The organism is Tabrizicola oligotrophica (assembly GCF_011008935.1).
Taxonomy (GTDB): domain Bacteria; phylum Pseudomonadota; class Alphaproteobacteria; order Rhodobacterales; family Rhodobacteraceae; genus Tabrizicola_A; species Tabrizicola_A oligotrophica.
The window spans coordinates 12,079-36,233 of sequence record NZ_JAAIVJ010000013.1 but is presented as its reverse complement, the minus strand read 5'-3'; the positions used below and the strand labels follow the sequence as shown (position 1 = coordinate 36,233).

Here is a 24,155-nt window from a genome sequence, read left to right as displayed (position 1 = left end):
CTGGGCAAACGATGATCCAGATGTCAGGTATAATGAATGAGAATACCTAACCTCCGCAATCGCCTGCCGCCACTGGGTACGCTGGCCGCCTTCGAGGCTGCGTGTCATCATGGCAGCTTCACCCGGGCCGCAGCCGAGCTGAACCTGACGCAGGCCGCAGTCAGCCGTCAGATACGCTCTTTGGAGGAGCATCTGGGCCACGCACTTTTTGAGCGGCGGCGCCACGATGTCGTGCTGACCACCGCCGGAAGGCGATTTGCCGAAGAGGTGAATCCCGCGTTGAACCGCATCGGAAAAGCGGCAACCTCACTTCGCAAAGGTCAGGCGATCGTTACGATTGCTGTCGAATTCTGTCTGGCAGCCCATTGGCTGATGCCACGGCTTTCCCGATTTCAGAATGCGCATCCCGACCTGCAACTGCGCATCCTCACCTCGACCAACCCGACCGAAGGAGACGAATTCGATCTTGCAGTCGCCTACGGGCAGGTCGCTGGCACCCGGCTACAGTCGAAAGTCCTTGCAACTGACAGAATTCACGCAGTCTGCAGCCCTTCTTATGCTGCCCGCAAGCCAAGACCTTGGCATGTGGATGACATTTCCGATGCTGAGTTGATCCACTTCGACCAACGTGGTTTCGATTGGATGGACTGGCCCGGATTCCTGGACAAGCATGGTTCAAGTCCACGATACCCAACTCGACTTTCATTTGGGACTTACAATAACGCTGTGGACGCCGCGATGCAGGGAATGGGCCTGGTCCTTGGGTGGAGCTTTGCAGTTCGCCTGCCCATGCTGGATGGTCGTCTGGTTTCGGTTTCCAGACTGTCCGTGGAGTCTCCCGACGCACTTTGTGTGCATGTCCCAACAGACCGAAAACTGCAGGAAGGGGCACGAGCATTCATGGAGTGGCTGAACGTCGAGGCAGTGACATAAGGCCCAATCACTAAAAATGGTTGATCGGCCAGGACCGATTGCTTGCAGCCTTTTGGGGCTGGCGGGCGGCCCGCGTGGCAAGCCATCGAACTTTTGATTGCGCATTCTTAACTCCTTGGCTTGTCAGCGGCCCCGCTTGTCGGCGACGGACCAGACCACCGACCCGATGGTCATGAGCGCCCCGATCACCGGCTCGACGTCGGAGGCCTGGATGTAGCCTTTGGCGACGAGCGCAGTGCCCGCGACGGTCAGGATCTGGCGCAGGAGTGCCAGGATGGCAGGTTTCAGCATGGGGAAGTCTCCTTTTCAGGCTTCATTGGCGGTGGTGAGGTATTCGCCGCGCTTCATTGTCGGCAGGCGCTGGGCGCGCGGAGGAACCGTCGCAGGCCAGCGCGCGCCGAGGAGGCGGGTTTTGGCGATGCGGGCGATGGTGACGGCATCAGACTGATTGCCGCCGAGGACGTAGAAATGCGTATCATCCTGACCAACGGCGAAGCCGACATGGCCACCGGAGCCGCGTTCGAAGACCAGCACGGCGCCGGGGATCGGGGTCACCTCCTGCCCGAACATCAGCCAGTTCCGCGCCCAGTACGGGTTGGCGCCCAGCGCCCCGAGCAGCGGTTCGTCGGGCAGGGCGACGCGGATGCAGGTTTCCACGAAATCGCCGCACCACGGGTTCTTCGAAGGATCGCCGAGGCTGCGGCCATCGCGCTTCAGCCAGTCCATCAGCCAGGAGCGGTCGCGGGCCTCATGGCGACCGAGCGCGGATTTGGCCTCGGTGATCCAGGGCAGGGGACCGGGCGGAACCAGGGAGGCCGCGCGGCCGTTGGCGGCGAGCAGGGATTTCAGGGCGCGGGCGGTGCGCAGGCCCCAGAGCCCGTCGATGGCGCCGGGAGAGTGGCCGAGGGTTTCCAGCGCGCGCTGCATGTCGCGGATCGGTTCGGTGGTGTCGGTGGTCATTGGAAGGCTCCTTTCGCCCCAGGGCGGCGCATGAAAAAACCCGCCAGCGGCGGGTGTGGGTGGATCGGTAGAGGCTGCTGCGTCCGCTACGGTCGCTGGGTCAGGTCCCGGAGCAGATCGTTGGTCTGGCGGGCCTGCTGCTTCAGCTCGTCGATCGAGGCGGAGAGCGCGTCGAACCGCACGTCCTGGCGGGCGGCGCCGGTCTCGAGAACCCGGACGCGCGCCTCGAGCTGGGTGGAACTGGCGCGTTCGGCGAGGATCATCTCGCGGGTCTCCATCAGGGCGGCGGTCAGGCGCTCGGCCGCACCTTGGAGGGAAGCGAGCGTGCCTCCGCCCCACCAGATCAGCCCGGCGACCGAGACCAGCATGGTCCAGGCCAGCGTCCGGTTGATGGTGATGCCGCGGTCGGTGGTGTCGGCCATGGGCGGGTTCCTTTCAAAATCCGATGATGTTCGTCAGGCGGCCCGCAGCCAGATCGCCGTGCCGGGGCCCGCGTTGGTCTCCGAGGCGAGGTAACCCCAGGAGGCCGGGGCGGCGGTGGCATAGGCCAGCGTGCGGCGCAGCACCTTGCGCGCGGTGGTGACCGGCGACCCGCCGTTCAGGTCCGGCGTCGCGGTCGCGGCCCAGGCCGAAAGCGTGGCGGTGGAGGAGTGCCGGATGCCGAGCCAGCAGGTGATGCCGCGGCGCAGGGTGAGGGCCACGGTCGCCGCTTTGACCCCAGCGGTGGAGAAATCGAGATCGACGGTCTCGAGGAGCAGGGTCCCCGGTCGGCCGGTCGCGTCCGAACTGTAGACGACGATCTTGCCCAGCGCCCCGGCAATCAGCGTGGTGACGTTCACGGCGAGGCGGTCGAGGGTGAGGTCGTCGCGCGGGATGAAGGGGAAGATATCCATCCGGTTCGCGGCACCTGCCAATGTGCCGGTGGCGGCCCCACCCGCGCCGGTGGTGCTGAGGGCATAGTCACCGGCGGCCGGGGCGAGCCAGGGTACATCCTGATCGGCGAGGATGCGGGTCATGCCTCCGATCCGGGCGCGCAATTGGTCGGTGCTTGCATTGTGCCAGAGCCAGCCATCGGCGGGCGAGGCCGGATCGGCCGCAAGCCCGGCAAGCGCGACACCTGCGGGGAAACTGATCCGGCCGGTGGCGCGGTCGGCGATCAGCGCGTCGAAATAGCTCGCGCCATCCGGGCTGACCTTCAGCGTGACATCATCGCTGCCGAGCAGCCCGAAGAGGGCCCGTGCCGAAAATCCGGTCTTGAAGGCGAAGGCCGCATCGTTCCCGATAGCTGCCTTGTTGACGGTCGCCTCGATCCCGGCCCCGGCGTTGTTCAAGAGCACGGCGGGCGTGTTCATCGACAGACGGTTGTAGCTGTCGGCGGTTGCGCCACCGAGGCCGAGCAGCTGCGCAGTCAGGTTTGCCTGAGGCATGCCGACCTGCGTCACCGCATTTGCAAAGGTGACAGTCGGCGTGTTCACCACGGTCATCCCGCCCGCGCCAGCGGTGGTAGACCCGATGTTCACCACCGTGGTCGACCCGGACCCCCCGCCAGTGCCGAGGTTCAAGGTCTTGGTGATGCTGGTGGTTGTGGCCCCTGTTCCCATCCCATAGGTCGCCGTCGTCGTCGCCGTGCCGATGGTTGCCGCAGCCGCCGAAACTGTGACGGTGCCCGAGGCGGTGACGGTACCGGAGAAGGTCTTGTTGCCGCTGAAGGTCTGCGTGCCTGCAAGGATCGCCAACTCGCTGGAGGTGTTCGGCAGCGTGAAAGTGCGGGTCGTGCCGGTGGTGATGCCTGATAGTGAGAACAGCGCCTTCTTGGTCGGATCGGCGCCGTTCACCAGGCTGAACACTGCATCCGACACATCCACCGGTTCGCCAACCGGATCCCAGGCGCTGCCGTTCCAGACCACAAAGGCCGCCTCGTCTGCGATCCACGCCAGCCAGCCCGGGCGCGGGACCAGCCGCATCCAGATCCCGTCGACCCAGGAGGCGACGTTCAGATCCCAGCCGACCCACAGTCCGCTCGCGCCCGAGGCCACGATATGCCGGTCGCCGTCGGTCGGGCTGACGGGTGGGGCGGTGCGTGTTCGGTCGAGGACCGACAGCTGGACCATGGCATCCAGCAGCCGTAGCGCCTCGTTGTGGGTGACATGCTTCTGCGCCTGCGATGCCAGGATGTAGGGCAGCAGGAGATGGGTGGTGATGTCGGACATGATCCTGCTTTCAGAAGGTTAGCGTGACAGATCGCCCAGCGCCCCGGCCGATCAGGGCGGAGAGCTGGTAGATGCGGAGGACGAGGGATTGGCCGGGGCCGAAGGGTGCGCCCCAATCGGCAGCCTGCTGGGCGGCGGTGTAGAGGGCAGAGGTCGTCGTGGTGGTCAGTGTGCGTTTGACGGCCCCGCCATCACAGATTTCCACCTCGTAGGCTTCACTGTCCTCGGCCAACGGCACATCGCCCGCGCCCCAGGTGTCGGCGGCAAGGGATCGCGACCGGCGCGTCCAGCGGATCGTCAGATCGCCCGGGCTGCGAGCGATGCGCCACGGCTGTTCGACATGGCCGACCGAAAACGGCCGCAGCCCAGCGCCCTCGGGCGTGAAACTGGTGGCAACAAAGGTCTCGTCGCTGACCGGTTTTGATGCCGGTCCGATGCGCCAGTTCCATGGCAAGCCAAGGTCGGCTTCGGAGACCGGCAAGGGGGCCATGGCCGTATCCAGCACGACCACCCGCGCGCCGGTCGGCACCACGCTGACGATGGCCCCTTCTGTTCCGCGCTGGCCCCGCAGCAATCGAGTCAGCCGGTACCGTCTCGGCGCGATCAGTTCGGCCGTGCCCGCCTGGACAATTTCCCATTGCCCAGCGCCGGTCTCAACGGCCAGCGCGTTGGAACCACCCAGCAGGCTGATATCCGTGACACTTTCCAGCGTGCCGGAATAGAGATCGACCACCAGCGGATTGCCGAGATCGAAACGTGACACTGGCCCAGCAAAGAAATCTGCCGCCAGAACGCCAATGCGCGCCCGTGAGCTGAAGGTCGTCAGCAGGGTAAAGCCGTCTGTCGCTGCGCTACGGTAGACCGCAAGCTCACCCGGCCATGGTTTGGCATGGGCTGCGACAACGGGCCGGTGCGCGGGCTGGTCCTCGCGCAGCTGTGGCAAATCCAGCAGCACGATGTCGGGCGCGCCGAACACTGTGGGCGTCGACAGCGTGGCCGGGCGCGGTTCTCCCGGCGGGAGATCATAGACCGCCCGGTCCTGCCGCACCGCATCAATGCTGCGCAGGTCGGAGTCGGCGATGGACACCAGCCGCATTTCTGTCAGGCGGCCGTCGTGGTCGAGCAGGATCACATCGCAGGGATCCAGCGCCAGACGTGAGGGCGGCAGACGGAACACCGCACTTTCCCGCCCAACCCATGCCTCCATCAGCGCACGACGGCAGCGGCGTTCGGCCTCCTCTGGCGGGATCGCCATCGGGAAGCTTTCCGAGGCGATGCGGGTGGTGTCGACGGTGATGCGGCGCGCCTCGACCTGTGCCGCGTCATAATCCTCGTCGGCGCGTGCGACCTGCCATTTCAGCGCCTGCGGCAGTTCGGTTTCCTGCGCGCGGGTCAGTTCCATCACGTCGCCCTGCGCTGAGGCTGGTGCGACCATGCTGTCGGGCGTAATGGTCAGACCGGCAATGCGGCCGCGCATCAGGAACTTGATCCGCCCCTCGCTCTCGACCGCATCGAAGCCGAAATGCCGGGCCAGTGTGGAAATCGAGGCGCGCGGGGCCTCCAGCGCCGAGATCACATAGCCCTCGACCGCGCCCCAGAGGCCGGAGACGTCGATCAATTCCTCGGGCATTCCGGCACGCAGGCAGAGATGGCGCACCAATGCCGCCAGCGACACCGCGCCCAGCCGCCCGGTCAGCCAATGCCCGAGCCGCCAGTTCGGGCCGTCGGTCCAGACATCGGTCAGTTCGGGGAAGAACGGATAGGGCCGTGCATCCCAGGTCCAGGCGGCGCATTCCGGGACGTGCACCATGCGCGCGCCATTGACCGAGGACACCGGATTGTTCGCCGGGGTGCCCCAAAACAGACAAGTCGCCTCCAGATAGGCGCGCTGGATCGCATCATCGCGCCAGCCGCGCGAGAACCAGGGCGTGAAGCTCTCTGACGATTTTGGGTCGAAGAAGACATTGGGCTGGTTGGTGCCCCGGTCGATGGCCGGGCAGCCGAGTTCGGTGAACCAGATCGGCTTCGACTGCGGCACCCATGCCGTCGGCGTCCCGCTTTCGACTCCGCTGGGTCGGTTGAAATGCGGGTTTTGCCACCAGGCGCGCAAATCCTTGAAGCGGTAGACCCATGGTTTGCCGACACCACCGTCCGTGATCGGCGTGCGGTTTTGCTCGGTACGATCAAGGGCGCTGGCATAGAACCAGTCAAACCCCTCGCCGCCGGTGATGTTGGATTGCAGATAGGCGCGGTCATAGATCGCAGGCGCAAGTGCTGCATCGGCATGATCGAACCCGTCACGCCAATCCGACAGCGGCATGTAGTTATCGATGCCGATGAAGTTGGTGTTGGCGTCCGACCAGAGCGGGTCGAGGTGGAAATACACGTCGCCCGACCCATCGGCAGGGTGGTGACCAAAGTATTCCGACCAGTCGGCGGCATAGCCGATCTTGGGCCCAGCGCCGAGGATCGCGCGCACATCGGCGGCGAGGCTCTTGAAGGCAGCGACGGCAGGATAGGTGCTGGCGCCCGAGCGGATTGTGGTCAGGCCGGGCATTTCCGAGCCGACGAGAAAGGCGTCGACGCCCCCGGCCGCTTTGCAGAGATGCGCATAGTGCAGGATCATTCGGCGCAAGCCCCACTCCCCGACCGGGCCGGTCCAGCCGACAGTGGTGCCCGACACGCTGAAATTCGCCGGTGTCGCCGTGCCAAAGAGCGCCGATACCTGCGTGGCAGCGGTGGCGGTCTTGTCCACCGAACCCGCAAAGCCAGCCGCCGGGGAACAAGTGATCCGGCCGCGCCAGGGGAATGTGGGCTGGCCAGCGGTGGCGGAATTGGCGCTGTAGGGATTGGGCTTGGTATTGCCGGGTGGCACGTCCAGCAGCAGAAAGGGATAGAATGTGACCCGCAGCCCGCGCGCCTTCATTTCGTGGATCGCCTGCACAACCGCGAAATCCGCAGGCGTGCCGCCATAGACCGGGCGGTCTTCTGCGTCGCGGCTCACCAGAAACGCTTCTGCACGTGCGACACCGTTCACGGACCAAGACGATGGCGTCGTGGTCTTGGTGGCCACCTCTACGCCGGGGCGAACCTTGCAGTTCCCGGCGCGCAGGTCATCACCGAACCATGCCACCACGAGGCTCACGCTTTCCACTGCGGGGGCCAGAGATTGCAGCCGGTCCAGCGCCACCACGATGTCGGCGGTGTCGGTGATCGCGTTCAGGTTTTCGGCCACGGTCGCGCCGCCAGAACCGGTGGTCTTCTTGACCGGGGCGGTCGCATAGGTGAATTCGCCCGATGCCGGGATCATCGTCACGGCCTTCACCAGCCCTTCGGCGGTGCCGGGATCGGCCAGCGGGCGGAACACCTCGAAGCTGATCTGCGGCAGGCGGTTGCCGAAGGCGCTGAGGTCGAGTTCCTCGAACACGACATAGGCGGTGCCGCGATAGGCCGGGGTGTTGGCCGCGCCCATCTTGGCGGAAATGAACGGATCGGGCGCCTGCACCTCGTCGCCCGGATACCAGCGCCAGGTGACCCCCGTCAGGTCCATCGCCTTGCCATCGGCCCAGACCCGACCAATGCCAGTGATTTCGCCTTCGCAGAGCGCGACAGCGAAGGACGCGAAGTAGAGATACTCGGTCGTGGTGACCTTCGGTCCGCTGCCTTTGCCACCCCCCTGGCTAGTTGTGTTGACCTCTTCGCGGAAATCCGTGGCCCAGATGATGTTGCCGCCGATGCGCATCCGGCCGAACAGGCGCGGGATCACCGCCCCTTCAGTCGAGGACGTGATGCGCAAGCTGTCCAGCCGCGCGCCCTCGATGCGTTGGGCCGGGGCGAGGGACGACACAATCCAGTTGTCGACCACCGACCCGATTGTGGAGCCGATGAAGCCACCGATTGCCGCACCAGAAAAGCCGAGGATGGCTCCGCCAAATGCACCGCCAATCGCGGAGCCGACGGCGCCGAGAACAAGTGTTGCCATGTGTGGGGTCTCAGTCTTGTGGGAACAGGAAGGCGAAAGCGATCCGCCGCTGCCAAATCGGGGTGAGGACTTCCTCGACGACGCCCAGCCGTTCATAGGCGTGGATGAAACGGTCAGGTGCCGTCAGGATCCCGACATGCTTGGCGATGGCGCGCGGGGCCATGCGAAACAGGATCAGCGTGCCGGGCCGAACCTCGGTGGGCGTGATTTCCGGCATCATCTGGCGCGCGCCTTCCGCCAGCACCTCGCGCGGACCGGTCTCGCCCCAATCCCGGCTGTAAGGGGGAATGGGAAATGGCTCGTCGCCGACAACCTCGCGCCAGACACCACGCGCGAGGCCGAGGCAATCGCAGCCGATCCCGCGCAGGCTCGCCTGATCGTGATAGGGCGTGCCAAGCCAACTGCGGGCAGTAGCAATGACCAGTGCATCATTGGCAGCTGTCACAGCACGTTTCCTTCATGGCCGCCGTCCTGGCTGGCATAGCGCAGCACCGCGTCTTGGCCGGGGATGTGCGGGAAGCCGCGGAAATTCACCGTATTGGCAAACCTCGCGCCGCAGGTCGCGATGCGCTTGTCACAGCCCGCCCACGCGATGAAGCTGTCGCCCTCGGCGATGGCGCGCACTGGCGCTTCCAGCAGGGTCAGGCTGGCGATGCTTCCATCCAGCCCATGCGCCAGCACTTCGGTGATGCGCGCTACGTTCGCGCCGCTGGTCCAGGTCAAGGTGCCAGACGTGAACCAGCCCGCATCAAACCCGGACAGCCCCGAGGCCATGAACGCTCGGTCGCGTAGGAGATCGGTGACGATGCCCGTGCCCTTGTAGATCGCGTTTTCCAGATCGATGCCGCAGCGCACATCGCCAAGTACAGCGTCGCATCCCGCCTGAAACGTCCGCCCGACCGTCTGGCCGAGGAAATGGGCAAGACTGCGCACCTCCGCGACAAACGCCATGCGCCCGCGTCGGATTTGCCCCACCGCACCCCGGCGCAAAAGCACGCGCTGGCTTGTGTCCGCCCAGTTCACCCGCCACAGTTCGACCGCCGCATTGTCCCAGCGGCCGTCGATGATGTCGGTTTCGGTGATGCGATCCGAAGTCAGCGCGCCGGTGGCATCCTGCGCGTCGACGGCGAGATCGGAGCCAGCACGGATTTCCGAGGCGGCAAACCCGCTCTCCGGTTCAAAGTCAGTGCCGTCAAAAGCCAATGCGCGATCATGATCGGTGAAGCCCAGCGCCACGCCATCGGCTCGCGAAATCCGCCAGCACCAGGCGAGCGTGGTGGTGCCCTCGTCGAGATGGGCCTGCAGCGCGGGGGAGAGGGATTTCATCTGCGGATCTCCAGCAGGGGGATTGAGGTGATTGACCCGAGCCGCTCAAAATCGAGGGTCACGTCGAGCGTGTCGCTGTCGAAGCGGACGGGGACGTCGAATTCGAAGCCCGCTGTGATCGCGACGTCCGCGCCCGGGGCCGCGGCGAAGGTGATGCCGCCGGTGGCGAGATCGACACTCCAGCCTGCCATCTGCTCGACCCCGTTCAGGGCGAGACGGACGGTTCCCGCGACCGGCTTGGCGATGGCGCGGGTCCAGCTTTGCGCCCCGGAAGTGTAGCGTTTCAACAGGGCGAAACTAGTGACAGCGCCATTGCCGGTGCCGATGGGCTGATCGGTGGCGGCTACCGCCTGCGACGGCAAGGCAGATTTGTAGTCGGCCCAATCCTTGTAGCGGAAGCCGTGCAATCGCCCGTTCCGCGCCTCGAAGAAGGCCACGACCGCCGCCAGATCGTCTGCACGGCGGATCCCATAGGCGACATCATAGCGGCGGCGCGAATTGGCCCAGCTGGCGTTGCGCTCTTCGTCGCCCGAAGCCAGTTCCACGATCTGCGTGCGCCGTTCTGGTCCACCGCGCGCGCCACGGCTGATGTTGTCAGGGAAACGCACCTCGTGAAACGCCATCAATATTCTCCATTGTTCGTGCTCTGGTCCCCGCAACCGGTTCCCACTTGCGGGGGCGCACTCACATGCCCCTCCGCCCTAGCGACACAGCGCGGGCAATGTCGGCGGCGACCTGCGTGCGGGATTGCCGGAAGCTCTCTGCGTCACGCGCATTGATGGTGACGTTGACGGCAGGCGCAGGGGACTGCCCTTGGCCGTAGCCAGCGGCTTCACGGCGCGACAACACCCGTTCTCCGCGTTGCAGGATCGCGGGCACTTCGTCTGGCTTGATCCCGGCCCAACCACCGGAATGCATGCGCGGGGCACCGGCGAAGGCCAAGGCCGGGACCATGCGGCCCGTGCCCGGCGATCCGACCATCCCACCCGCATGCAGGATATTGGCGAAGATGCCACCCGCGCCGCCAAGCGCACCGGAGAGGGCGTTGGCGATGGGGCCGAGGATGAACCGGCGTGCCGCCAGTTTCGCGAGGTCGGCGATCATCGAGGTGACGAGGTCGCGGAAATCCAGCTTGCCGGTTTTGACGAACTCGCCCACGGCGTTTTCGGCCGAAGTGAAAGCGCTGACCAGCGCATTGCCGATGTCGCCACCAATGTCGCGCGCCTTGGCAGCATAATCGGCGAGCGTGGCCACGGCCGCCTCCCATCCGGTCTTCGCCACTTCGGCACCCGCCGCAGCAGATGCACCGGCCCCACCGGCAGCACGGCCAGCCTCTGTCATCGACTCGCCCAGTTGGTCGGCGGCATCTGCGGCCCCGTCCAGGGCGGCTTCGCCTTCAGTTCCGGCACCGGCAACCGCGTCCTTCAGCGCTTGCCAGCTTTGCATCGGGCGGCCAGCGGCATCGGCCAACATGCCGGAAGCCTCGCGATAGGCCTCTGCCCGGGCGCTCGCCTCTTCGGCCATGCCGGTCAGCCCGAGATCAGGCGCGGTGACATAAGTTTGCGCCATTGCGGCAGAAAAGGCTTCGGCGGCAGCGGTACCGGCAGCGGCGGCTGATCCCGCGAAGGGATTGTCGATCCGGCCCAGCGCCACGGGGTCCAGCGTGCCGATCCGTACACCGCCTTCGCCGACGGCCCAATCGGGAAGCAGGTCCAGCGCGGCGTTCAACCCGTTGATGAAATTGTTGATCCGGGTGACGACGCCGTTCAGCATGGCCTCGACACCGCCGATCAATCCGTTGGCGGCCTGGAATGCGAAATCCCCAATCGCACCGGGCAGCTGGCCCCAGATTGCCTTCACCGCATCATAGGCGCCCTTGAAGATGCCCGCTGCCGAATTGCCAAAGCTGGTCACGGCCTCAACGGACGACTGCATCGCGCCATAGATGGTGGCTTGCAGCCCGGCCCAGCTCGCCTCGATCTTCGACCAGGCGGAAGCAGCGCCCAAACCGATGCGGTCCCAGACTTCCAGCGCCAGATCCTTCAAAAGGCCAATTGCCGCGCCAAACCCGCCCGCGCCTGCGACGAGGCGGGTGAACTGGAACACCAACTCGCCAGCGCCAACGATCAGCGCGCCGATGCCAGTGCGGATCAACGCGCCGCGCAGGATCACCAATCCGGTTGCAAGGCCGCGAACGGACAAGACCGCCGCCGCCAGCCCCGCCACCCAGCGCCCGGCCATCAGCGTGGCAAAGGTGGCAGCGTAGGTGGTCAGGCGACCGATGTTATCGAAAAGGGCGTTGATCGCGATGCCAATCGGCCCGGTGCTGCGCGCCATGTCGGCCAGCGTGTTGGCTACCGATTCCAGCGCCGGGGCAACTGCTGCGGTCAGCTGGTTGGTCAACCCGAGCCAGATCAGGCTCAGCTTGGCGATGGCATCGCCGGTGCGTTCGATCTGGGCTGCATCGCTGGCGCTTACGGCCACCCCGAAATCGCGCACATCCTGAGCCGCTTCGCGCAGGGTGGCCGGATCGATGCGAAGGAATGCCAGCGCCGCCTTGTCGCCAAAGAGGTCGGAAGCGACGGCGGCCCGCTCCGCTTCCGGCACAAAGCGGTTCAGGGCGTCCTGAATGGCGACGATGCGCTGGTCGAGGGGCAGGGCCTGCAACTCGGCTGCGGTCAGGTTCAACCGTTCCAGCGCACCGACGGCCGATCCGGATCCTGCTGCCGCTTCCGACAACCGTGTGGTCAGCTTCTTCGTGGCCTGTTCGACCTCGCCCATGGAAACCCCGGCCAACTCACCCGCCCATGTCAGCACTTGCAGGCTTTCGACCGTGGTCTTCAGTGACGCCGCCATGTCGGCTTGAGCACCGATGGTCTCAAGGCCCGACCGCACCATCGCCACGCCAGCCGCCGCTGCAGCCACCGTGACCGCCGCCAGCGCGATCCCGGCCTTGCGGGCGAAGCTGGCAAGCCGGGTGTTGGCCAGCTCCATTTCGGTCGAGAGGCGGCCAAAGCCCCGCGCTCCCGCATCGCCGATGCCTTCCAACTCGGCTCGCACTTGGCGGCCGCCTTCCGCCACGAGGCGGACGGACACACGCTTTTCGGCCATTCCTGAGTTTCCTTGATTTTGCCGTTACGGCGTCTTACGTTATTCGTATCGATCATGGAGGCGTATGATCATGTCCGAGACCGCTACCCTGTCATCGAAGTTCCAGATCTCGATCCCCAAGGCGATCCGGAGCGCGCAAGCCTGGGAGGCCGGGTTGACCTTTGCCTTCATCCCGAAGGGCACAGGGGTTTTGCTGGTCCCTGTCCCGAAGCGAGAGGCGTTGAAGGGCCTCGCGCGCGACGCATCCACCACGGATTATCGTGACCGAGCGGATCGGTTTTGATGGTCCTCGTCGACACATCGGCATGGATCGAATGGCTGATCGGATCGCCCACCGGAGAGAAAGTGGCCGAACATCTGCCTGAACAGGCCAACTGGCTGGTTCCAACCATGGTGCAGCTTGAACTGGCGAAATGGCTCACACGCGAGGTGGGCGAGGACAAGGCGGATCAGGTGATCGCCTTCACGCAGGTCTGTCAGGTCATGCCGCTGGACACGGAGATTGCCCTTGCCGCCGCCGAGGCGTGCCGGGACCATAAGCTGGCAACAGCGGATGCCATCATGTTCGCCACCGCCCGGACAAAGAGTGCGACGCTGCTGACCTGTGACACGCATTTCGAGGGTCTGCCGGGCGTTATCCTGATCGAGAAGATCAAGAGTTGACGTCAGCACCAGTCGGTTGCGCCATCTGTTCGTTCAGTTTTCGTACCATCACCGCCTCGATCTCGGGCAGCAGTTCGGCGGTGATCAGGGGGTTGATGCCCAGCGCTTGCGCCATGGCGAGGGCAGCGCCCATGTCCCAGCCCAGCACGGCGCCGGGGATCACGCGCAGCTGACCACCAAGACGACCGACCAGATCCCAGACCTGCCAGCCTTCCGGCGTTTGGGGTCGGTTCAGTCTTGCGGGGCAGTCGGGGCAGGAAGCTTGGCAGGCGGCGCAATACCGGTCGCCCCCACCGAAGGACCAGTCGGCGAGGGCGCGGAGACGTTTTTTTCCGCGTCCAGGATCAAGCCCTTGGCGACGTACATGGTCTGGAAGGCCTCGAAGACGGGCCAGATTTCGAGAAGGGCGTCGACGCCCTCTGGGGTGACGGGCAAGGCTTGGCCCGTTTCATCTCCGACACCTTCCCAATCCAGCACGGCGCGCCGGGCCACGGCCTTGGCCATGGCGAGCGCCAACGCTTCCTGGCTGGCACCCTCGGGCAGCGCCTCAATGGTCGGATCAGCGCGCGCGGACACCATCAAGGCAGTGGTCAGGGGGCCGACCAGAAGGCGCAGGCCGGGGGCGAGGTTCAGCCATCCGGGTGTGGCTGTCAGGTTCAGTCGGATCATGATCAGTATCCTGCAATGGTGTTGACGAGAACGGCCGTGCACATACGGGCGGGGCTGGTGGCCTTGGCCGCCTGCCAGTCGAACGTCGCCTGGACGCCCTGCGGTCCGGCGATTTCGATCCGGGGGATCGGCAGATAGACGGCATGCGCGGTGAAGGTGAAACTGGCATTGGCCCCGAGGCTGTAATTGAACTCCAGCTCGCAAGGCGTGCCATCGATGGCTTGCGTCACCAGCGTGCTGTCGGAAAACCGCACCTCGATCCGCCCGGTGAGTGCTGCCATGGTCGGGTCGGCCCCATCAATGCGGCCATCGCCCCGGATGGTCTCAATGCGGTCGAGATTGTTGGAATAGGTGATTTCGGCCGAGACGACGTTGCCCAGCGCAGTGCCATTGCGCTTTACTGTGCCGTTGAAATGGCCGAAACGCTGCAGGCCCAGCGCGGTGGGCGTGCCAGCGGCCGTCGCGGCGGCGATGGCTTCGCCTTGCGCTACAAGACGCGCCGTTGCGGTCAGCAGGCCGGAGCGTTGCATCTGCCAGGACAGCTGATCCAGAACGCAGCCGGAATACATCGCAAAGCGGGGCACTTCCGGCATGGCCGTCTCGATGGACATGCTGGGCAGCGTCCAGTTGCCCGACTGGAAGGTGTGGGTCTTCGGCGTGGTGCCAGCAGTCGTGGGCTGGCCGAAGGCCGCCTTCAGCCAATAGCCGAACGCTTCCACATCGATGGGGATCACCACCTCGCCGTCGGCGGTGACCGCGTCCTTGATCGGGGCCAGCGGATCGCGGCCATAGCCCAGAAGTTCGGACTCCAGCAGCGGCTGCTCAGACCCGAGCGTGGTCCGGGCAAAGGGCATCAAGCGGAACCCACTGACCGGCGGGGTGCCGTAAACCGTCTCATACGCAAGCGCCATCTGCGCCCGCGCGCCTTGCGCACGTGCCATGGGGGTCTCCTTTATGTGTGGGTGATCAGGCCAGCGGGCCGGTGGTGGTGTAGTGCAGCACGACGGTGATGATCGCCGCCTTCAGCGCCGCGGCACCCTCGATGGGCAGATCGACCGAGGCCGGGGCCTCGGGTTCGACCCAGTCGCAAAGGCCGCCCAGCGTCCGGTCGGCCTCCAGTGCGGCGCCGATGGCCGCGATCAACTCGTCAAAGGCGCTGGCGCGGCCGGTGCCCGCCTGGACCACGACTTCCAGTTCGGCGCGGTGCTGAAAGTGATAGAGCAGGGGCGACAGGGTGACCTCCGGCTCGCCCGGCTGGCCGTCGCGCAGGATGATCAGCCCCGCCGCCGGGATCCGCTCGGGCAGAACCTCGTCACGCAAGGTGAGGGCGGCAAGTGGCAGGAGCCGCGCGTGCAGCGCGGTGAGGACGGTTTCGCGGGTGGTGGGCATTTCACGGCCTTTGGTTCAATTGTGACTTCTGCGGCGGCGGTCGATATGCTAAAGGTAATACCCGTGAATACTCGCCCGGAGTCGCCCGTATGAACGCTGCCCGCCCCATTGCCGTGAAGCTGGATCAGGATACCCGCGACCGCCTCAAGCGGTTGGCGGATGCCAAGGACCGATCCACCCACTGGATGCTGCGCGAGGCCGTTGCGCAATTCGTCGAGCGCGAAGAGAAGCGTGAGGCGTTTCGCCAGGCCGGGCTTCAAGCTTGGGAAGAGTTTCAGGCGACAGGCAAACACGTCACGCATGACGAAGCCGATGCCTGGCTTGCCAAGCTGGAAGCAGGCGAAGAGGCGGCTGCTCCTGAATGCCACAACTGATCTGGTCGCCCGCCGCGCTGCGGGATGTCGAACGGCTTTACCGCTTCCTGGCCGACAAGAACCCTGAGGCCGCCCGGCGCGCGGCCAAATCCATCCGTGAAGGCATGAACATCCTGCGTGATCAACCGGGCGCTGGGCGGCCAGTCGAGGACATGGAACCGGAATTCCGCGAGTGGTTCATCATCTTCGGCGACAGTGGCTATGTGTCGCTTTACCGGTTGGACGGCGAAACTGCAGTGGTTCTGGCAGTTCGGCATCAGCGCGAGGCTGGCTATTGACGGGATGGGTGTTCACACCTTCCCCTCCACCCATTTCGCCACGATCCGCCCCGGCACGCCCTCCGCCGCCCGCTCGGCATCCCGCGCCAGATCCAGCCGCTTGCGCAAGCGCACCTGCGGCACCAGCAGGAAGATCGGCACGGACGCCACGCCACGGCAGGTCTTTGACTTCGACGCCACCGCGCGACCTTTCGAATTCAACCGCCCCTCGGCCACTAGGAGGCTCGGCCCTCTGCGGCGATAGATGAAGCGCAGGCGCAGACCGGTGCGGCGTTCCCATTCGCCGGGGGTGATGCGCCCGCCGCGGGTCGATTTCCCTGCGGCAGGGGTGGGGATCGCCAACCAGAAGCCATCCTTGGACCGGATCAGCGGCCCCGTGTCATGGGCGCCGATGATGACCGGCGCGTTGGACCAGACCAGTGCCGCTGCGTTCAGGCTGTCGCTTGACTTCGGATAGGTCGCGAGGCGGATCGAATTGCCGAGCCGGGTTCCCAGCCCGGCGCCGGTGATCTGACTGCGCCATGCGGATTTCAGGGAGGTGCCCGCTTCGCGCATTGCGGCGGAGACGGCCTTTTCCCCGGCGGCGATTTCGGCCTGCATCAGCGCGACGAGGTCAGGGTCGAAGGCGATCTTCAGCTTCATGATGGACGCAGGTCCAGCGACCAGATCAGGCGTTCCCGGTCGCGGGTGGGTTCGCCCTGAATGGTGAAGCTATCCGTGCCGATGACGATCAGATCGCCCGTTCGGGGATCGGGCACATCGGATACGCGCACATCGACCATCATGGTGTCGCTGACAAAGCGGCCCGCCCCGAATTCGGTGATCCGGTCCGGGGCGCGGCGGATCACCCGGATCGGGCGTTCCTCGGAGGTGGCGGCTGAGATCCACACCGCCGCCGCCATCGACGGGTTGCCGAAGATGCGGTCCAGCGCTGCCTCGAACACTGACATGGCCAGGGCCGTCAGTTCGAACTGTGCAGGCGGATTGCAAGACGCGGCCGCTTGTTGACCGGCAGGATCGAGGCCTCGGTCATGAGATCAATCCATCGGCCCTTTTCGTCGAGATGCTGGCGGGCATAGAGCGGCAGACCCATGGTGTTTGCAGCCTCCAGCAGGTTTGCAGGGCCACCATAGGTGGTAAAAGTGTCGAAGGTGCCGATCGGAAAGGCGACCCCTTCGCCCGCAGGCAGGAAGCGTTCGGCCGTGCCGGTCGAGAGCGTGGCGCTGCCGGTATATTCCTCGAAGAGGATGCCCGCGAAGGGAAAGGCGCGGCGGACATCTTCGCGCAGCGGCTGGCCGCCGGTGGCGGAATAGAACTTGTAGGCATCCTCGGTTTTCGGGTGGCTGATCAGCTTGTCGAAGAATTCGGGGCTGACGAGGGCATGCGCCCGGACCATGCTCTCGCCCAGAAGGTTGTCCTCGATGGCGCGCAGCACCTCGCGGACCTTGCCCTGGACATTGGTGCCTGCCGTGCCGAGCACGAAGTCGACAGAGATCTGGGTCAGGCCGAATTCACTGAAGTAGTTGTAGAGCGTTGTGCCAGCCCCGTCCTTCACGATGCCGCGCAGCGCGTTCATCTCCATGTATTCCCGGGTCTGGGCATGCTTGCGGCGCATCAGCTGCAGCTTGCGGTTCATCACCTCCACGAGCGGATCGGCGGCATCGGAGACGCCCAGCGCGGGTTGGCCCTGGATGTCACCGGGCAGGATGACATCGTCATGCGGAATCCAGGGCAGCGCGAAGGACCGCATCGAGCGGCCTTCCCGGGTGCCGACGGTTGCCGGGGCGCCCAGCGGCACCGAGGGCAGCAGGCTGAGGACGCCCTGGAACTGTTCGATCACGATGCTGCGTTGGGTGACGCCTTCAAAGCGGAAGAGGCCGATCTGGCCGAGGCGGGTATAGAGATTGGGCAGGATGTTGATGGCCTGCGTCATTTCGGCCAGCGAGTAGCCACCAGCGTCGAAGGGATTACGGATCAAGGTCATGGGGGGCTCCGGAGATCAGTGGGAGAAGAATGAGGGAGAAGCTGCGACCGCGCAGGCTGCGCGGCGGCAAGGCTCAGACGCCGTCGCGGGCGATAATGCCGACTGCAGCGAGTTGGCCGAGCTTGGTGGTAATCTTGGCACCGTCATCCACGGTCGCGTCATAGGCGAGGGCTGCGCGCGAGATGATCGAGGGGCCGCGCGCGACGACGATGCCCACGGCATCGGCCAGCGTGGCATCAACGGCGTAAAGCAGAACGGCCGTGGCGACCTGCGCCCCATCGGTGCCACCGCTGGTCGCCAGCTTGTATTTACCGCTGGCGGTGATCTTCCCGAGGACCGCGCCGACCGGATAGGGCAAGCCCGCCAGCAGGGTCACGGTTTCGCGGGTGTAGTTCGGGTTGACCTCGTATTTGAGGACATCGCCCGTGCTGGGCGGTTGGGTCAGGACAGGCATGGGTCAATCTCCAGAGTGGGGTTGGGGGCAAGGTGGTCAGCGCTTTGCGTCGGTCGCGACCTTCTTGGCGGCGGCGATGATCGGGCTGTCTTTCGCGGCGGCTGCTGCTGCCGGGGCCGTGGCGATGATGCCCGCCGCATCGCTGCGGGCGGCGAGATCGGCCAGCACGCGGGCACGCAAGGCCTCGGGTTTCAACCCGCGCGTGACAGCATCGGCGGCGTCGATGGTCACGCCGAGTCGGGCGGCTTGCGCGCACACCTGTGCCACCTCGGCCGCTTCTGCGCGGATCGCATCGGCATTGGCGGCGGCCGCCGCTGGTGTCGGGGTCGCTGGCGGAACGGGCGCCGACGATGCCGCAACCGGCGCGGGCGCAGCATCGGGACTGGCGGGTGCTGCGGGCGTCTCGGGCGCGGGGGACACGGGGTCAGCCGATGCGGTCGCTACGGGTGCGGCGGTGGCCGGGTTCGATGTGTCGGGCTGCGCGGTGGTCATCTTTTGACCCTTTCTGCTGGGGGAAGGATTGGTGCCGCGCGGGGCGGCGGCGAAGGCATTGAAAGCAGTGACGGGATCAGCAACTTCATCGGCCAAACCGGCGGCGATGGCGTCGGGCCCGCGGAGCACGGCGGCTTCGGTGGCCAGTGCCGCGGCTTGCGTCAGCCGGTCCCCGCGCCCGGCAGCGACAGTTTCCGCGAAGAGGAAGCGGACCACTTCCAACTCGCGTTGCATCTGGTCGTGCACGGCTTGCGGAAGAGGCTGATACGGGTTCGCGTCGATCTTGTGCGCCCCGGCATGGATCAGGGTGACGGCGATGCCCTTTTGGTCCAGCGCCCCGCTCATGTCGGTGTGCAGCGCCACCACGCCGATGCTGCCCACCGCCCCCGTGCGCGGCAAGATGATGCGGTCGGCCTGGCTGGCAAGAACATAGCCCGCCGACAGCGCGTGTTCGGCGACAAAGGCGCGCACCGGCTTCTGCGCCCGGGCGGCGCGGATTCGATCCGCCAGATCGAAGGCCCCGGCGACCTCACCGCCGAAGCTGTCGATGTCGAGCGCGATCCCACGCACGCCCGGATCGGCCAGCGCCGCGTCGATCTGTGCGGCAATGCCTTCATAGGAGGTCAGGCCGGAGGACTGTCCGATCCAGGCCCCGCGATGCACCAGCGTTCCGGCGATCTCGATCACCGCGATGCCATCCACCACCGCAAAGGGTTGGCTACCGTTCCGCTGGTGGCGCTGGGCAAGGTCATTGCCAAACAGCGAAGCACGTGCAGGAATGGCCGCATGTTCGATACTACTGGCGGGCAGTTCGATACCCGCAAAAGTAATCTCCCGTCCGGTGATGCGCGGCCCCAGCCCCGAGAGGAAGGCCAGTGCCTTGGCGGGATCGACCATCAGGGGCGTGTTGAAGGCGCGCTGGGCGATTTGGGCGTGATGCATCATGGGTTTTCCTTGGGGGCGGTCTCCGGGCCATCGCCCTCCGTCCTGTCCTCTTCGGTGGTGTTGGGCTGGTCGGCTCCCGGACCGCCATCGCTGCCACTGCTGTTGTTCGACGCGCCCGGCCCCTGCGCGGGCGAGCCGGGCCTGCGGAAGTCGAGGCCCAGCGCCCGTTCGCGTTTGCGCTCGGCGGCGATCTCCCGGTCGACCTGTTCGGCGTCGTAGCCGCGCTCCGAGATGGCTTGCGTGCGGGATTTCAGGCCCGCCTCGATCTGCAGGATTTCTGCCGAGGCGTCCTTCATCGGATCGACCCAGTCCCATTTGGTCGGCAGCCAGGCGCAGGCCTGGTATTGCCGCCGCTGGCTCTCGTAGCCCGGCAAGTCCAGCGCACCGGAGAGGACAGCCACATCCATCCAGCGGGCCCAGACCGCGCGGCAGAGCTGGAAGACCATCACCGAATGCTGGAAGGCCGAGATGCGACGGCGGAAATCCACCAGCGCGATCCGGGTGTTGGAGAAGTTGCCCTTCGCGGTATCGCCGGTCATGTAGCCATAGGGCACGCCCAGCGCGGCACCGATCTGCAGGAGCGTGCGGTACTGGAAGGGCTCATAGGTACCGCCCGAGTCTGGCGTCGCAGGGGTGGTGACATCCTCGCCGGGATCGAGGCGGACGACCTGGCCGGGCTCGACTTCGAGATCCTCCTCGGCCGGTTCCAGCGGGGTTTCCGGGGCGGGCGAGGTGATGAACATCGCGAACATCGCCGCGATCTTCTTCCGCTCCAGCTCGGCATCGTCATAGAGATCAAGGGTGAAGAGCTTCACGATCGCCGGGGCGAAACGCGACACGCCGCGCAACTGCCCGGCCTCGACCGGGTCGAGGACATGGATCACCTCCGAGGCCGGAACCCGGACGGTCTCGCCGGAAAGCCCGGGATCGGTCATGTCGCCGGGGTGGCGGCGCAGGAAATGATACGCGGTGCGGCGGCCGATGGGATCGAACTCGATGCCCTGGCGGATCAGCCCGGCGCCGGGAAGGGTGCGGTTCAGATCGAGCGGCAGCATTTCGGCGGGAAGCATCTGCAGTTGCAGCGGCACGGTCAGACCGTCCTCGGCCCGGCGCGGTCGGATGCGGAGGAAGACCTCGCCCGACAGGAACACCTCACGGGCCGCCCGGCGCTGAAGCCCGTAGAAATCGGTCAGCCCCTCGGCATCGGCATCGTCGGTCCAGGCCAGCCATACCGCCTGAAGCTGCTCCTTCAGCGCGGCGTCGGCAATTGACGACGAGGGCTTGATGCCATCGCCGACGACATTGCTGGCAAAAGACTCCACCGCGTTCGCCGCATAACCATTGTTGCGGACCAGCCAGCGGGCGCGGGCAGTGATCGTGTCGCCCGAGGCGGCGATCAGCGTGTTCACATGGGCGCGGGATGCCCGGAACCCGCGCAGGCGGCGATGGGATTGTGCCGCATCGAAGCCGCCAATGATCGAACCGAGTCGTTGACGGAAGGCGTCAAAACCCATTGGTCAAAGCCCCTTCGAGGCTACATTGCCCCAGCGCCGACGACGCGGCGTACCGGTCGTGGCCGTCGCGATCCGGGTTTCCAGATCGCTGATGGCATTCGCCAGTTCCGCGTCCGAACCATAATTGACGGTCTTGCCGTCATAGCTGACCGAGCGGACGCCCGCGTAGCGCGCTTCCTGCAGCGCGGCCAACAGGGCGCGCATCCGTTCCAGATCCATGTCAGTCCCTCATGAAGTTCGGGGTGTAGGCCCGGCGTTTCCGCCGTGGCGTCGTCGTTGTTCCGGCCTTGGCCGGGGTGGGCGTTGCTGGTTCCATTGCGACACCTTCGACAGCAGTCGGGGTGACTGGCGGTCTGGTTTCGACCCCGGCCTGCGCCTCGAGCCGCCGCCAGGTTGCCTCGTCCCAGCGATCAGCGCCCATGATCCACGCCGCCGCACGCGCATAGACGCGGCTGTCCAGCGCCTCGTTACGCTCGCGCATCTTCTGCCATTCGGGATGGGCATAGCCGCGCTTGTTGCGCACGGTGACCAGCTGTTCGGCCACCAGCTGCTTCAGCCATTCGGTGTCGATCCAGTCGGGCAGGTGCACGGTGCCGGGGGCGTCCAGCACGCCAAGCGCCCGGTCTTCATCCGAAGGCCGCTCCAGCCGCAGGAAGCGGTAGGTTTCGGTCTTGAAGGTCGCGGTGGCCACCGACCAGAGCCGCGCGCCCCGGCGCAGACGTCTGCCGCCGATGGTCGCATCCACAAAGGTCGGGCCCGACACCGGCGTGGCGCGGTTGAAGCCTTCGAGCCCCTTGATCGGCGCGACCTGTTCGAAGCCCTGCTTGCGCGCCCAGGCGTAAACCGCCGGGGCTTCATAGCCGGTGTCGATGGCGAGCTTGCCGATCACCATCACCGCGCCATTGGCGCAGGTCCATGTCCGCCCCAGGAGGGCCGTCAACTTGTCCCAGCAGGCCGGATCGTCCGGGCCACCGGCGATCACGATGTGATCGACCAGCCAGGACTCCAGGCCGCGGCCCCAGGCCCAGACATCGACCTCGATCCGGTCCTTCTGCACATCGACGCCAGCCGTCAGGAACAACCCGCCAGCCGGGATTTGTACCCCACCATAGGCTTCACGGCGCTCGGCCAGCCGCTGCCATTCCGGCGCATCGCCGGACTCGACCCATGTCTCACCCAACAAGGTGTTGCGCGCGGCGCGCAGCATCTCCTCTGAGCCTTGGGCCGCCAGCCAGTCCCGTGCGATCTGGGCCCAGCTTTTCCAGCCCAGCGGCGAATAGAGCGCCGAGAGGTGAAAGCCGATGGAATGCGGATCGGCGGGCACCGCCGTCGCGCGCCACTCACCCTTCTCCAGCATTCCGGTCTTGTGGTGCTCGGCGATGGGCTTCTCACAGCCCTCGCAATGGTAGGCGGCGGTGTCAGGCCGCCCCTTCTCCCAGCGGAGGCGTTCAAATTGCAGCCATTGCATCGCCCCGCAATGCGGGCAGGGCACGAAGTACCGGCGCTGGTCCGAGGCCTCAAACTCGCGCTCGATCCGGCTGATGCCCCGGATCGTCGGCGTCGAGACCATGAACACCTTGCGCCGGTGCGAGAAGGTGGTGGTCCGCGCCTCGGCCAGCGTGACCGGGTCACCTTCCTCGTCGGCCGAGGCCGGATAGGCATCGACCTCGTCGAGAAAGATGTAGCGCGCGGGCATTGAGCGCAGGCCGGTCGGCGAGTTGGCCCCGGTCAAGACCAGGATGCCGCCCGGGAACTCCTTCGACAGCATCGAGTTGCCCGCGTCACGCGAGCGGGCTGGATTGACCCGTTCGCGCAGCGCCGGGGACTCAGAAATCAGCGGATCGAGACGGCCCCGTGAGGTGCGCTTTGCCATCTCGACGGTGGGCAGCACGGCCAGCATCGGCCCCGGGGCGTGATGGATGACAAAGCCGATCCAGTTGTTGCCAGCTTCGGTGGCGCCAACCTGCGCGGCCTTCATGAAGGTGATCCGCTGCGCCGGGTGGCGGGGCGACAGCGCATCCATGATCTCGCGCAGGTAGGGCGCACGCGCCGTGCGATACCGCCCCGGTTCCGCCGCAGCGCGTGACGACAGCCAGCGATGCGCGTCCGCCCATTCCGACACCGTCAGGTCAGGATCGGGACGCATGCCGTTGCGCCAGACCCGCAACAGATCCTCGGCCCCGTCGAAATCGAGGTCGAGGCCTTCGGTCAGATCGTCAGCGGCCAGATCGTGATCCGTCTCCCCGTCACCCGAGGGAAACCCGGAGATCGGCGAGGGCGTCGAGTTGCGCTCTGACATGGGTTTCCAGCACCCTCTGCAGGATCGCGGCCTCGATGATCACCGGTCGCTCCGGTCGCACCGGCTGTCCGGATTGCTTTTCCACCTCCGCGGCCACCTCGGCCGCGATCAAGGCCGCCACCCGGGCGGGCCAGGTCACCCAGACATCGCGCTCCTGCCGCGCGAGGCGGAAGACCAGCGCCTCTGCCCGCGCCCGTTCGACCAGCGCGCCCTTCTTCTTCTGGATCGCCAACTGGCGCTCCTGTGCCTGGTAGACCGTCAGCGCGGTTCGGGCCTTAAGATAGGACGAACTGTCTACTGGACCGCTGAACCCGCTGTCACCGCCGGTGCTGCGCCGCTGCTGGTCAGGATCAGTCATGTCGGCGCGACGCACATCGGACGCGGCCGCGTTGATCGACCCATCGCCGTAGACCACCAGCCGCCCGGTCTTGCGGGCCTTCTGGATCGCGCCGCGCGAGAGCCCGGAATGCGCGGAATAGTCCCGCTCGCTCATCCCCTCCATCGTCGCGCCTGTCTGGATTAAAGCAATGATATTGCTTGGTATTCAGTTGATTACACTTCGCGACAGAGCG

General features: G+C 66.0%; 27 protein-coding genes. 5 read left to right on the top strand and 22 right to left on the bottom strand.

Annotated elements, in window-relative coordinates; all coding sequences use genetic code 11:
* Positions 1–36 precede the first annotated feature (36 nt).
* On the top strand, positions 37–933 hold the full coding sequence (locus G4Z14_RS16000) for a LysR substrate-binding domain-containing protein (protein WP_164627533.1): 897 nt from the start codon (positions 37–39) through the stop codon (positions 931–933).
* A gap of 123 nt (positions 934–1,056) precedes the next feature.
* On the opposite strand, the gene G4Z14_RS15995 is transcribed toward G4Z14_RS16000, so the two are convergent.
* The 9 genes from G4Z14_RS15995 to G4Z14_RS15955 all read right to left on the bottom strand — a co-directional run bounded on the left by G4Z14_RS15995 (position 1,057) and on the right by G4Z14_RS15955 (position 12,522).
* Positions 1,057–1,224 carry a Pam3-gp28 family putative phage holin gene (locus G4Z14_RS15995; RefSeq protein ID WP_164627530.1) on the bottom strand — a complete coding sequence of 56 codons (168 nt, stop codon included), beginning with the start codon at positions 1,222–1,224 and terminating at the stop codon, positions 1,057–1,059.
* A gap of 15 nt (positions 1,225–1,239) precedes the next feature.
* Positions 1,240–1,893, bottom strand: coding sequence for a TIGR02594 family protein (locus G4Z14_RS15990; protein WP_164627528.1), 654 nt, complete (start codon positions 1,891–1,893; stop codon positions 1,240–1,242).
* Positions 1,894–1,979: 86 nt separating this feature from the next.
* Positions 1,980–2,315, bottom strand: coding sequence for a hypothetical protein (locus tag G4Z14_RS15985; protein ID WP_164627526.1), 336 nt, complete (start codon positions 2,313–2,315; stop codon positions 1,980–1,982).
* Between the two features lie 33 nt (positions 2,316–2,348).
* Entirely contained in the window at positions 2,349–4,103 is a 1,755-nt protein-coding gene (locus tag G4Z14_RS18965; protein WP_227751799.1) for a DUF2793 domain-containing protein, read from the bottom strand.
* Positions 4,104–4,113: 10 nt separating this feature from the next.
* On the bottom strand, positions 4,114–8,085 hold the full coding sequence (locus G4Z14_RS15975; protein ID WP_164627524.1) for a baseplate multidomain protein megatron: 3,972 nt from the start codon (positions 8,083–8,085) through the stop codon (positions 4,114–4,116).
* A gap of 10 nt (positions 8,086–8,095) precedes the next feature.
* Positions 8,096–8,530 (bottom strand): NlpC/P60 family protein, encoded by a 435-nt coding sequence (locus G4Z14_RS15970; RefSeq protein ID WP_164627522.1) that lies wholly within the window; start codon positions 8,528–8,530, stop codon positions 8,096–8,098.
* The gene (locus tag G4Z14_RS15965) at positions 8,527–9,411 is read right to left on the bottom strand and encodes a DUF2163 domain-containing protein (RefSeq protein ID WP_164627521.1); all 885 of its coding nucleotides are present in this window, start codon (positions 9,409–9,411) and stop codon (positions 8,527–8,529) included. Before G4Z14_RS15965 ends, G4Z14_RS15970 begins: the two co-directional genes overlap by 4 nt.
* Entirely contained in the window at positions 9,408–10,034 is a 627-nt protein-coding gene (locus tag G4Z14_RS15960; protein WP_164627519.1) for a DUF2460 domain-containing protein, read from the bottom strand. The genes G4Z14_RS15965 and G4Z14_RS15960 overlap by 4 nt, the downstream gene beginning before the upstream one ends.
* Positions 10,035–10,095: 61 nt before the next feature.
* Positions 10,096–12,522, bottom strand: a complete 2,427-nt coding sequence (locus G4Z14_RS15955; protein ID WP_164627517.1) for a phage tail tape measure C-terminal domain-containing protein — start codon at positions 12,520–12,522, stop codon at positions 10,096–10,098.
* A gap of 70 nt (positions 12,523–12,592) precedes the next feature.
* On the opposite strand from G4Z14_RS15955, the gene G4Z14_RS15950 reads away from it, so the two are divergent.
* Together G4Z14_RS15950 and G4Z14_RS15945 are read left to right on the top strand one after the other, a co-directional pair.
* A complete protein-coding gene (locus G4Z14_RS15950; RefSeq protein WP_164627515.1) occupies positions 12,593–12,805 on the top strand; it encodes an AbrB/MazE/SpoVT family DNA-binding domain-containing protein in 213 nt (70 codons plus the stop codon).
* The gene (locus G4Z14_RS15945; protein ID WP_164627513.1) at positions 12,805–13,185 is read left to right on the top strand and encodes a type II toxin-antitoxin system VapC family toxin; all 381 of its coding nucleotides are present in this window, start codon (positions 12,805–12,807) and stop codon (positions 13,183–13,185) included. The genes G4Z14_RS15950 and G4Z14_RS15945 overlap by 1 nt, the downstream gene beginning before the upstream one ends.
* On the opposite strand, the gene G4Z14_RS15940 is transcribed toward G4Z14_RS15945, so the two are convergent.
* From G4Z14_RS15940 to G4Z14_RS15925, 4 genes are all read right to left on the bottom strand, one after another.
* A complete protein-coding gene (locus tag G4Z14_RS15940; RefSeq protein ID WP_164627511.1) occupies positions 13,175–13,348 on the bottom strand; it encodes a DUF7697 family protein in 174 nt (57 codons plus the stop codon). The genes G4Z14_RS15945 and G4Z14_RS15940 overlap by 11 nt on opposite strands.
* Before the next feature lie 68 nt (positions 13,349–13,416).
* Positions 13,417–13,854: a hypothetical protein gene (locus tag G4Z14_RS15935; protein ID WP_164627509.1), complete on the bottom strand. Its 438-nt coding sequence runs from the start codon at positions 13,852–13,854 to the stop codon at positions 13,417–13,419.
* A 2-nt stretch (positions 13,855–13,856) separates the two neighbouring features.
* Positions 13,857–14,795, bottom strand: coding sequence for a phage tail tube protein (locus G4Z14_RS15930; RefSeq protein ID WP_164627507.1), 939 nt, complete (start codon positions 14,793–14,795; stop codon positions 13,857–13,859).
* Positions 14,796–14,820: 25 nt separating this feature from the next.
* Positions 14,821–15,243, bottom strand: coding sequence for an acyl-CoA transferase (locus G4Z14_RS15925; protein ID WP_164627505.1), 423 nt, complete (start codon positions 15,241–15,243; stop codon positions 14,821–14,823).
* 89 nt (positions 15,244–15,332) lie between these two features.
* On the opposite strand from G4Z14_RS15925, the gene G4Z14_RS15920 reads away from it, so the two are divergent.
* On the top strand, positions 15,333–15,617 hold the full coding sequence (locus G4Z14_RS15920; protein ID WP_164627503.1) for a CopG family ribbon-helix-helix protein: 285 nt from the start codon (positions 15,333–15,335) through the stop codon (positions 15,615–15,617).
* Positions 15,605–15,895 carry a type II toxin-antitoxin system RelE/ParE family toxin gene (locus tag G4Z14_RS15915; protein WP_164627501.1) on the top strand — a complete coding sequence of 97 codons (291 nt, stop codon included), beginning with the start codon at positions 15,605–15,607 and terminating at the stop codon, positions 15,893–15,895. The genes G4Z14_RS15920 and G4Z14_RS15915 overlap by 13 nt, the downstream gene beginning before the upstream one ends.
* 12 nt (positions 15,896–15,907) lie before the next feature.
* On the opposite strand, the gene G4Z14_RS15910 is transcribed toward G4Z14_RS15915, so the two are convergent.
* The 9 genes from G4Z14_RS15910 to G4Z14_RS15870 form a co-directional block, all read right to left on the bottom strand.
* Complete coding sequence (locus G4Z14_RS15910) at positions 15,908–16,537, bottom strand: DUF6441 family protein (RefSeq protein ID WP_164627499.1); 630 nt, start codon at positions 16,535–16,537, stop codon at positions 15,908–15,910.
* A complete protein-coding gene (locus G4Z14_RS15905; protein WP_164627497.1) occupies positions 16,534–16,845 on the bottom strand; it encodes a head-tail joining protein in 312 nt (103 codons plus the stop codon). Before G4Z14_RS15905 ends, G4Z14_RS15910 begins: the two co-directional genes overlap by 4 nt.
* 11 nt (positions 16,846–16,856) lie before the next feature.
* Positions 16,857–17,879, bottom strand: a complete 1,023-nt coding sequence (locus G4Z14_RS15900; protein ID WP_164627495.1) for a major capsid protein — start codon at positions 17,877–17,879, stop codon at positions 16,857–16,859.
* 73 nt (positions 17,880–17,952) lie between these two features.
* Complete coding sequence (locus G4Z14_RS15895) at positions 17,953–18,333, bottom strand: head decoration protein (protein ID WP_164627493.1); 381 nt, start codon at positions 18,331–18,333, stop codon at positions 17,953–17,955.
* Positions 18,334–18,369: 36 nt separating this feature from the next.
* A complete protein-coding gene (locus G4Z14_RS15890; RefSeq protein WP_164627491.1) occupies positions 18,370–19,767 on the bottom strand; it encodes a S49 family peptidase in 1,398 nt (465 codons plus the stop codon).
* Positions 19,767–21,284 (bottom strand): phage portal protein, encoded by a 1,518-nt coding sequence (locus G4Z14_RS15885; protein WP_227751798.1) that lies wholly within the window; start codon positions 21,282–21,284, stop codon positions 19,767–19,769. The genes G4Z14_RS15890 and G4Z14_RS15885 overlap by 1 nt, the downstream gene beginning before the upstream one ends.
* A gap of 3 nt (positions 21,285–21,287) precedes the next feature.
* On the bottom strand, positions 21,288–21,503 hold the full coding sequence (locus tag G4Z14_RS15880; RefSeq protein ID WP_164627489.1) for a phage head-tail joining protein: 216 nt from the start codon (positions 21,501–21,503) through the stop codon (positions 21,288–21,290).
* Position 21,504: 1 nt separating this feature from the next.
* Positions 21,505–23,583, bottom strand: a complete 2,079-nt coding sequence (locus tag G4Z14_RS15875; RefSeq protein WP_227751797.1) for a phage terminase large subunit family protein — start codon at positions 23,581–23,583, stop codon at positions 21,505–21,507.
* Entirely contained in the window at positions 23,531–24,085 is a 555-nt protein-coding gene (locus G4Z14_RS15870; RefSeq protein WP_164627487.1) for a hypothetical protein, read from the bottom strand. The genes G4Z14_RS15875 and G4Z14_RS15870 overlap by 53 nt, the downstream gene beginning before the upstream one ends.
* Positions 24,086–24,155: the final 70 nt, after the last annotated feature.

Coding starts and splice junctions, on each gene's coding strand:
- G4Z14_RS16000 (WP_164627533.1), top strand. CDS start 37: ATGAGAATACCTAACCTCCGCAATCGCCTGCCGCCACTGGGTACGCTG.
- G4Z14_RS15995 (WP_164627530.1), bottom strand. CDS start 1,224: ATGCTGAAACCTGCCATCCTGGCACTCCTGCGCCAGATCCTGACCGTC.
- G4Z14_RS15990 (WP_164627528.1), bottom strand. CDS start 1,893: ATGACCACCGACACCACCGAACCGATCCGCGACATGCAGCGCGCGCTG.
- G4Z14_RS15985 (WP_164627526.1), bottom strand. CDS start 2,315: ATGGCCGACACCACCGACCGCGGCATCACCATCAACCGGACGCTGGCC.
- G4Z14_RS18965 (WP_227751799.1), bottom strand. CDS start 4,103: ATGTCCGACATCACCACCCATCTCCTGCTGCCCTACATCCTGGCATCG.
- G4Z14_RS15975 (WP_164627524.1), bottom strand. CDS start 8,085: ATGGCAACACTTGTTCTCGGCGCCGTCGGCTCCGCGATTGGCGGTGCA.
- G4Z14_RS15965 (WP_164627521.1), bottom strand. CDS start 9,411: ATGAAATCCCTCTCCCCCGCGCTGCAGGCCCATCTCGACGAGGGCACC.
- G4Z14_RS15960 (WP_164627519.1), bottom strand. CDS start 10,034: ATGGCGTTTCACGAGGTGCGTTTCCCTGACAACATCAGCCGTGGCGCG.
- G4Z14_RS15955 (WP_164627517.1), bottom strand. CDS start 12,522: ATGGCCGAAAAGCGTGTGTCCGTCCGCCTCGTGGCGGAAGGCGGCCGC.
- G4Z14_RS15950 (WP_164627515.1), top strand. CDS start 12,593: ATGTCCGAGACCGCTACCCTGTCATCGAAGTTCCAGATCTCGATCCCC.
- G4Z14_RS15945 (WP_164627513.1), top strand. CDS start 12,805: ATGGTCCTCGTCGACACATCGGCATGGATCGAATGGCTGATCGGATCG.
- G4Z14_RS15935 (WP_164627509.1), bottom strand. CDS start 13,854: ATGATCCGACTGAACCTGACAGCCACACCCGGATGGCTGAACCTCGCC.
- G4Z14_RS15930 (WP_164627507.1), bottom strand. CDS start 14,795: ATGGCACGTGCGCAAGGCGCGCGGGCGCAGATGGCGCTTGCGTATGAG.
- G4Z14_RS15925 (WP_164627505.1), bottom strand. CDS start 15,243: ATGCCCACCACCCGCGAAACCGTCCTCACCGCGCTGCACGCGCGGCTC.
- G4Z14_RS15920 (WP_164627503.1), top strand. CDS start 15,333: ATGAACGCTGCCCGCCCCATTGCCGTGAAGCTGGATCAGGATACCCGC.
- G4Z14_RS15915 (WP_164627501.1), top strand. CDS start 15,605: ATGCCACAACTGATCTGGTCGCCCGCCGCGCTGCGGGATGTCGAACGG.
- G4Z14_RS15910 (WP_164627499.1), bottom strand. CDS start 16,537: ATGAAGCTGAAGATCGCCTTCGACCCTGACCTCGTCGCGCTGATGCAG.
- G4Z14_RS15905 (WP_164627497.1), bottom strand. CDS start 16,845: ATGTCAGTGTTCGAGGCAGCGCTGGACCGCATCTTCGGCAACCCGTCG.
- G4Z14_RS15900 (WP_164627495.1), bottom strand. CDS start 17,879: ATGACCTTGATCCGTAATCCCTTCGACGCTGGTGGCTACTCGCTGGCC.
- G4Z14_RS15895 (WP_164627493.1), bottom strand. CDS start 18,333: ATGCCTGTCCTGACCCAACCGCCCAGCACGGGCGATGTCCTCAAATAC.
- G4Z14_RS15890 (WP_164627491.1), bottom strand. CDS start 19,767: ATGCATCACGCCCAAATCGCCCAGCGCGCCTTCAACACGCCCCTGATG.
- G4Z14_RS15885 (WP_227751798.1), bottom strand. CDS start 21,284: ATGGGTTTTGACGCCTTCCGTCAACGACTCGGTTCGATCATTGGCGGC.
- G4Z14_RS15880 (WP_164627489.1), bottom strand. CDS start 21,503: ATGGATCTGGAACGGATGCGCGCCCTGTTGGCCGCGCTGCAGGAAGCG.
- G4Z14_RS15875 (WP_227751797.1), bottom strand. CDS start 23,583: ATGTCAGAGCGCAACTCGACGCCCTCGCCGATCTCCGGGTTTCCCTCG.
- G4Z14_RS15870 (WP_164627487.1), bottom strand. CDS start 24,085: ATGGAGGGGATGAGCGAGCGGGACTATTCCGCGCATTCCGGGCTCTCG.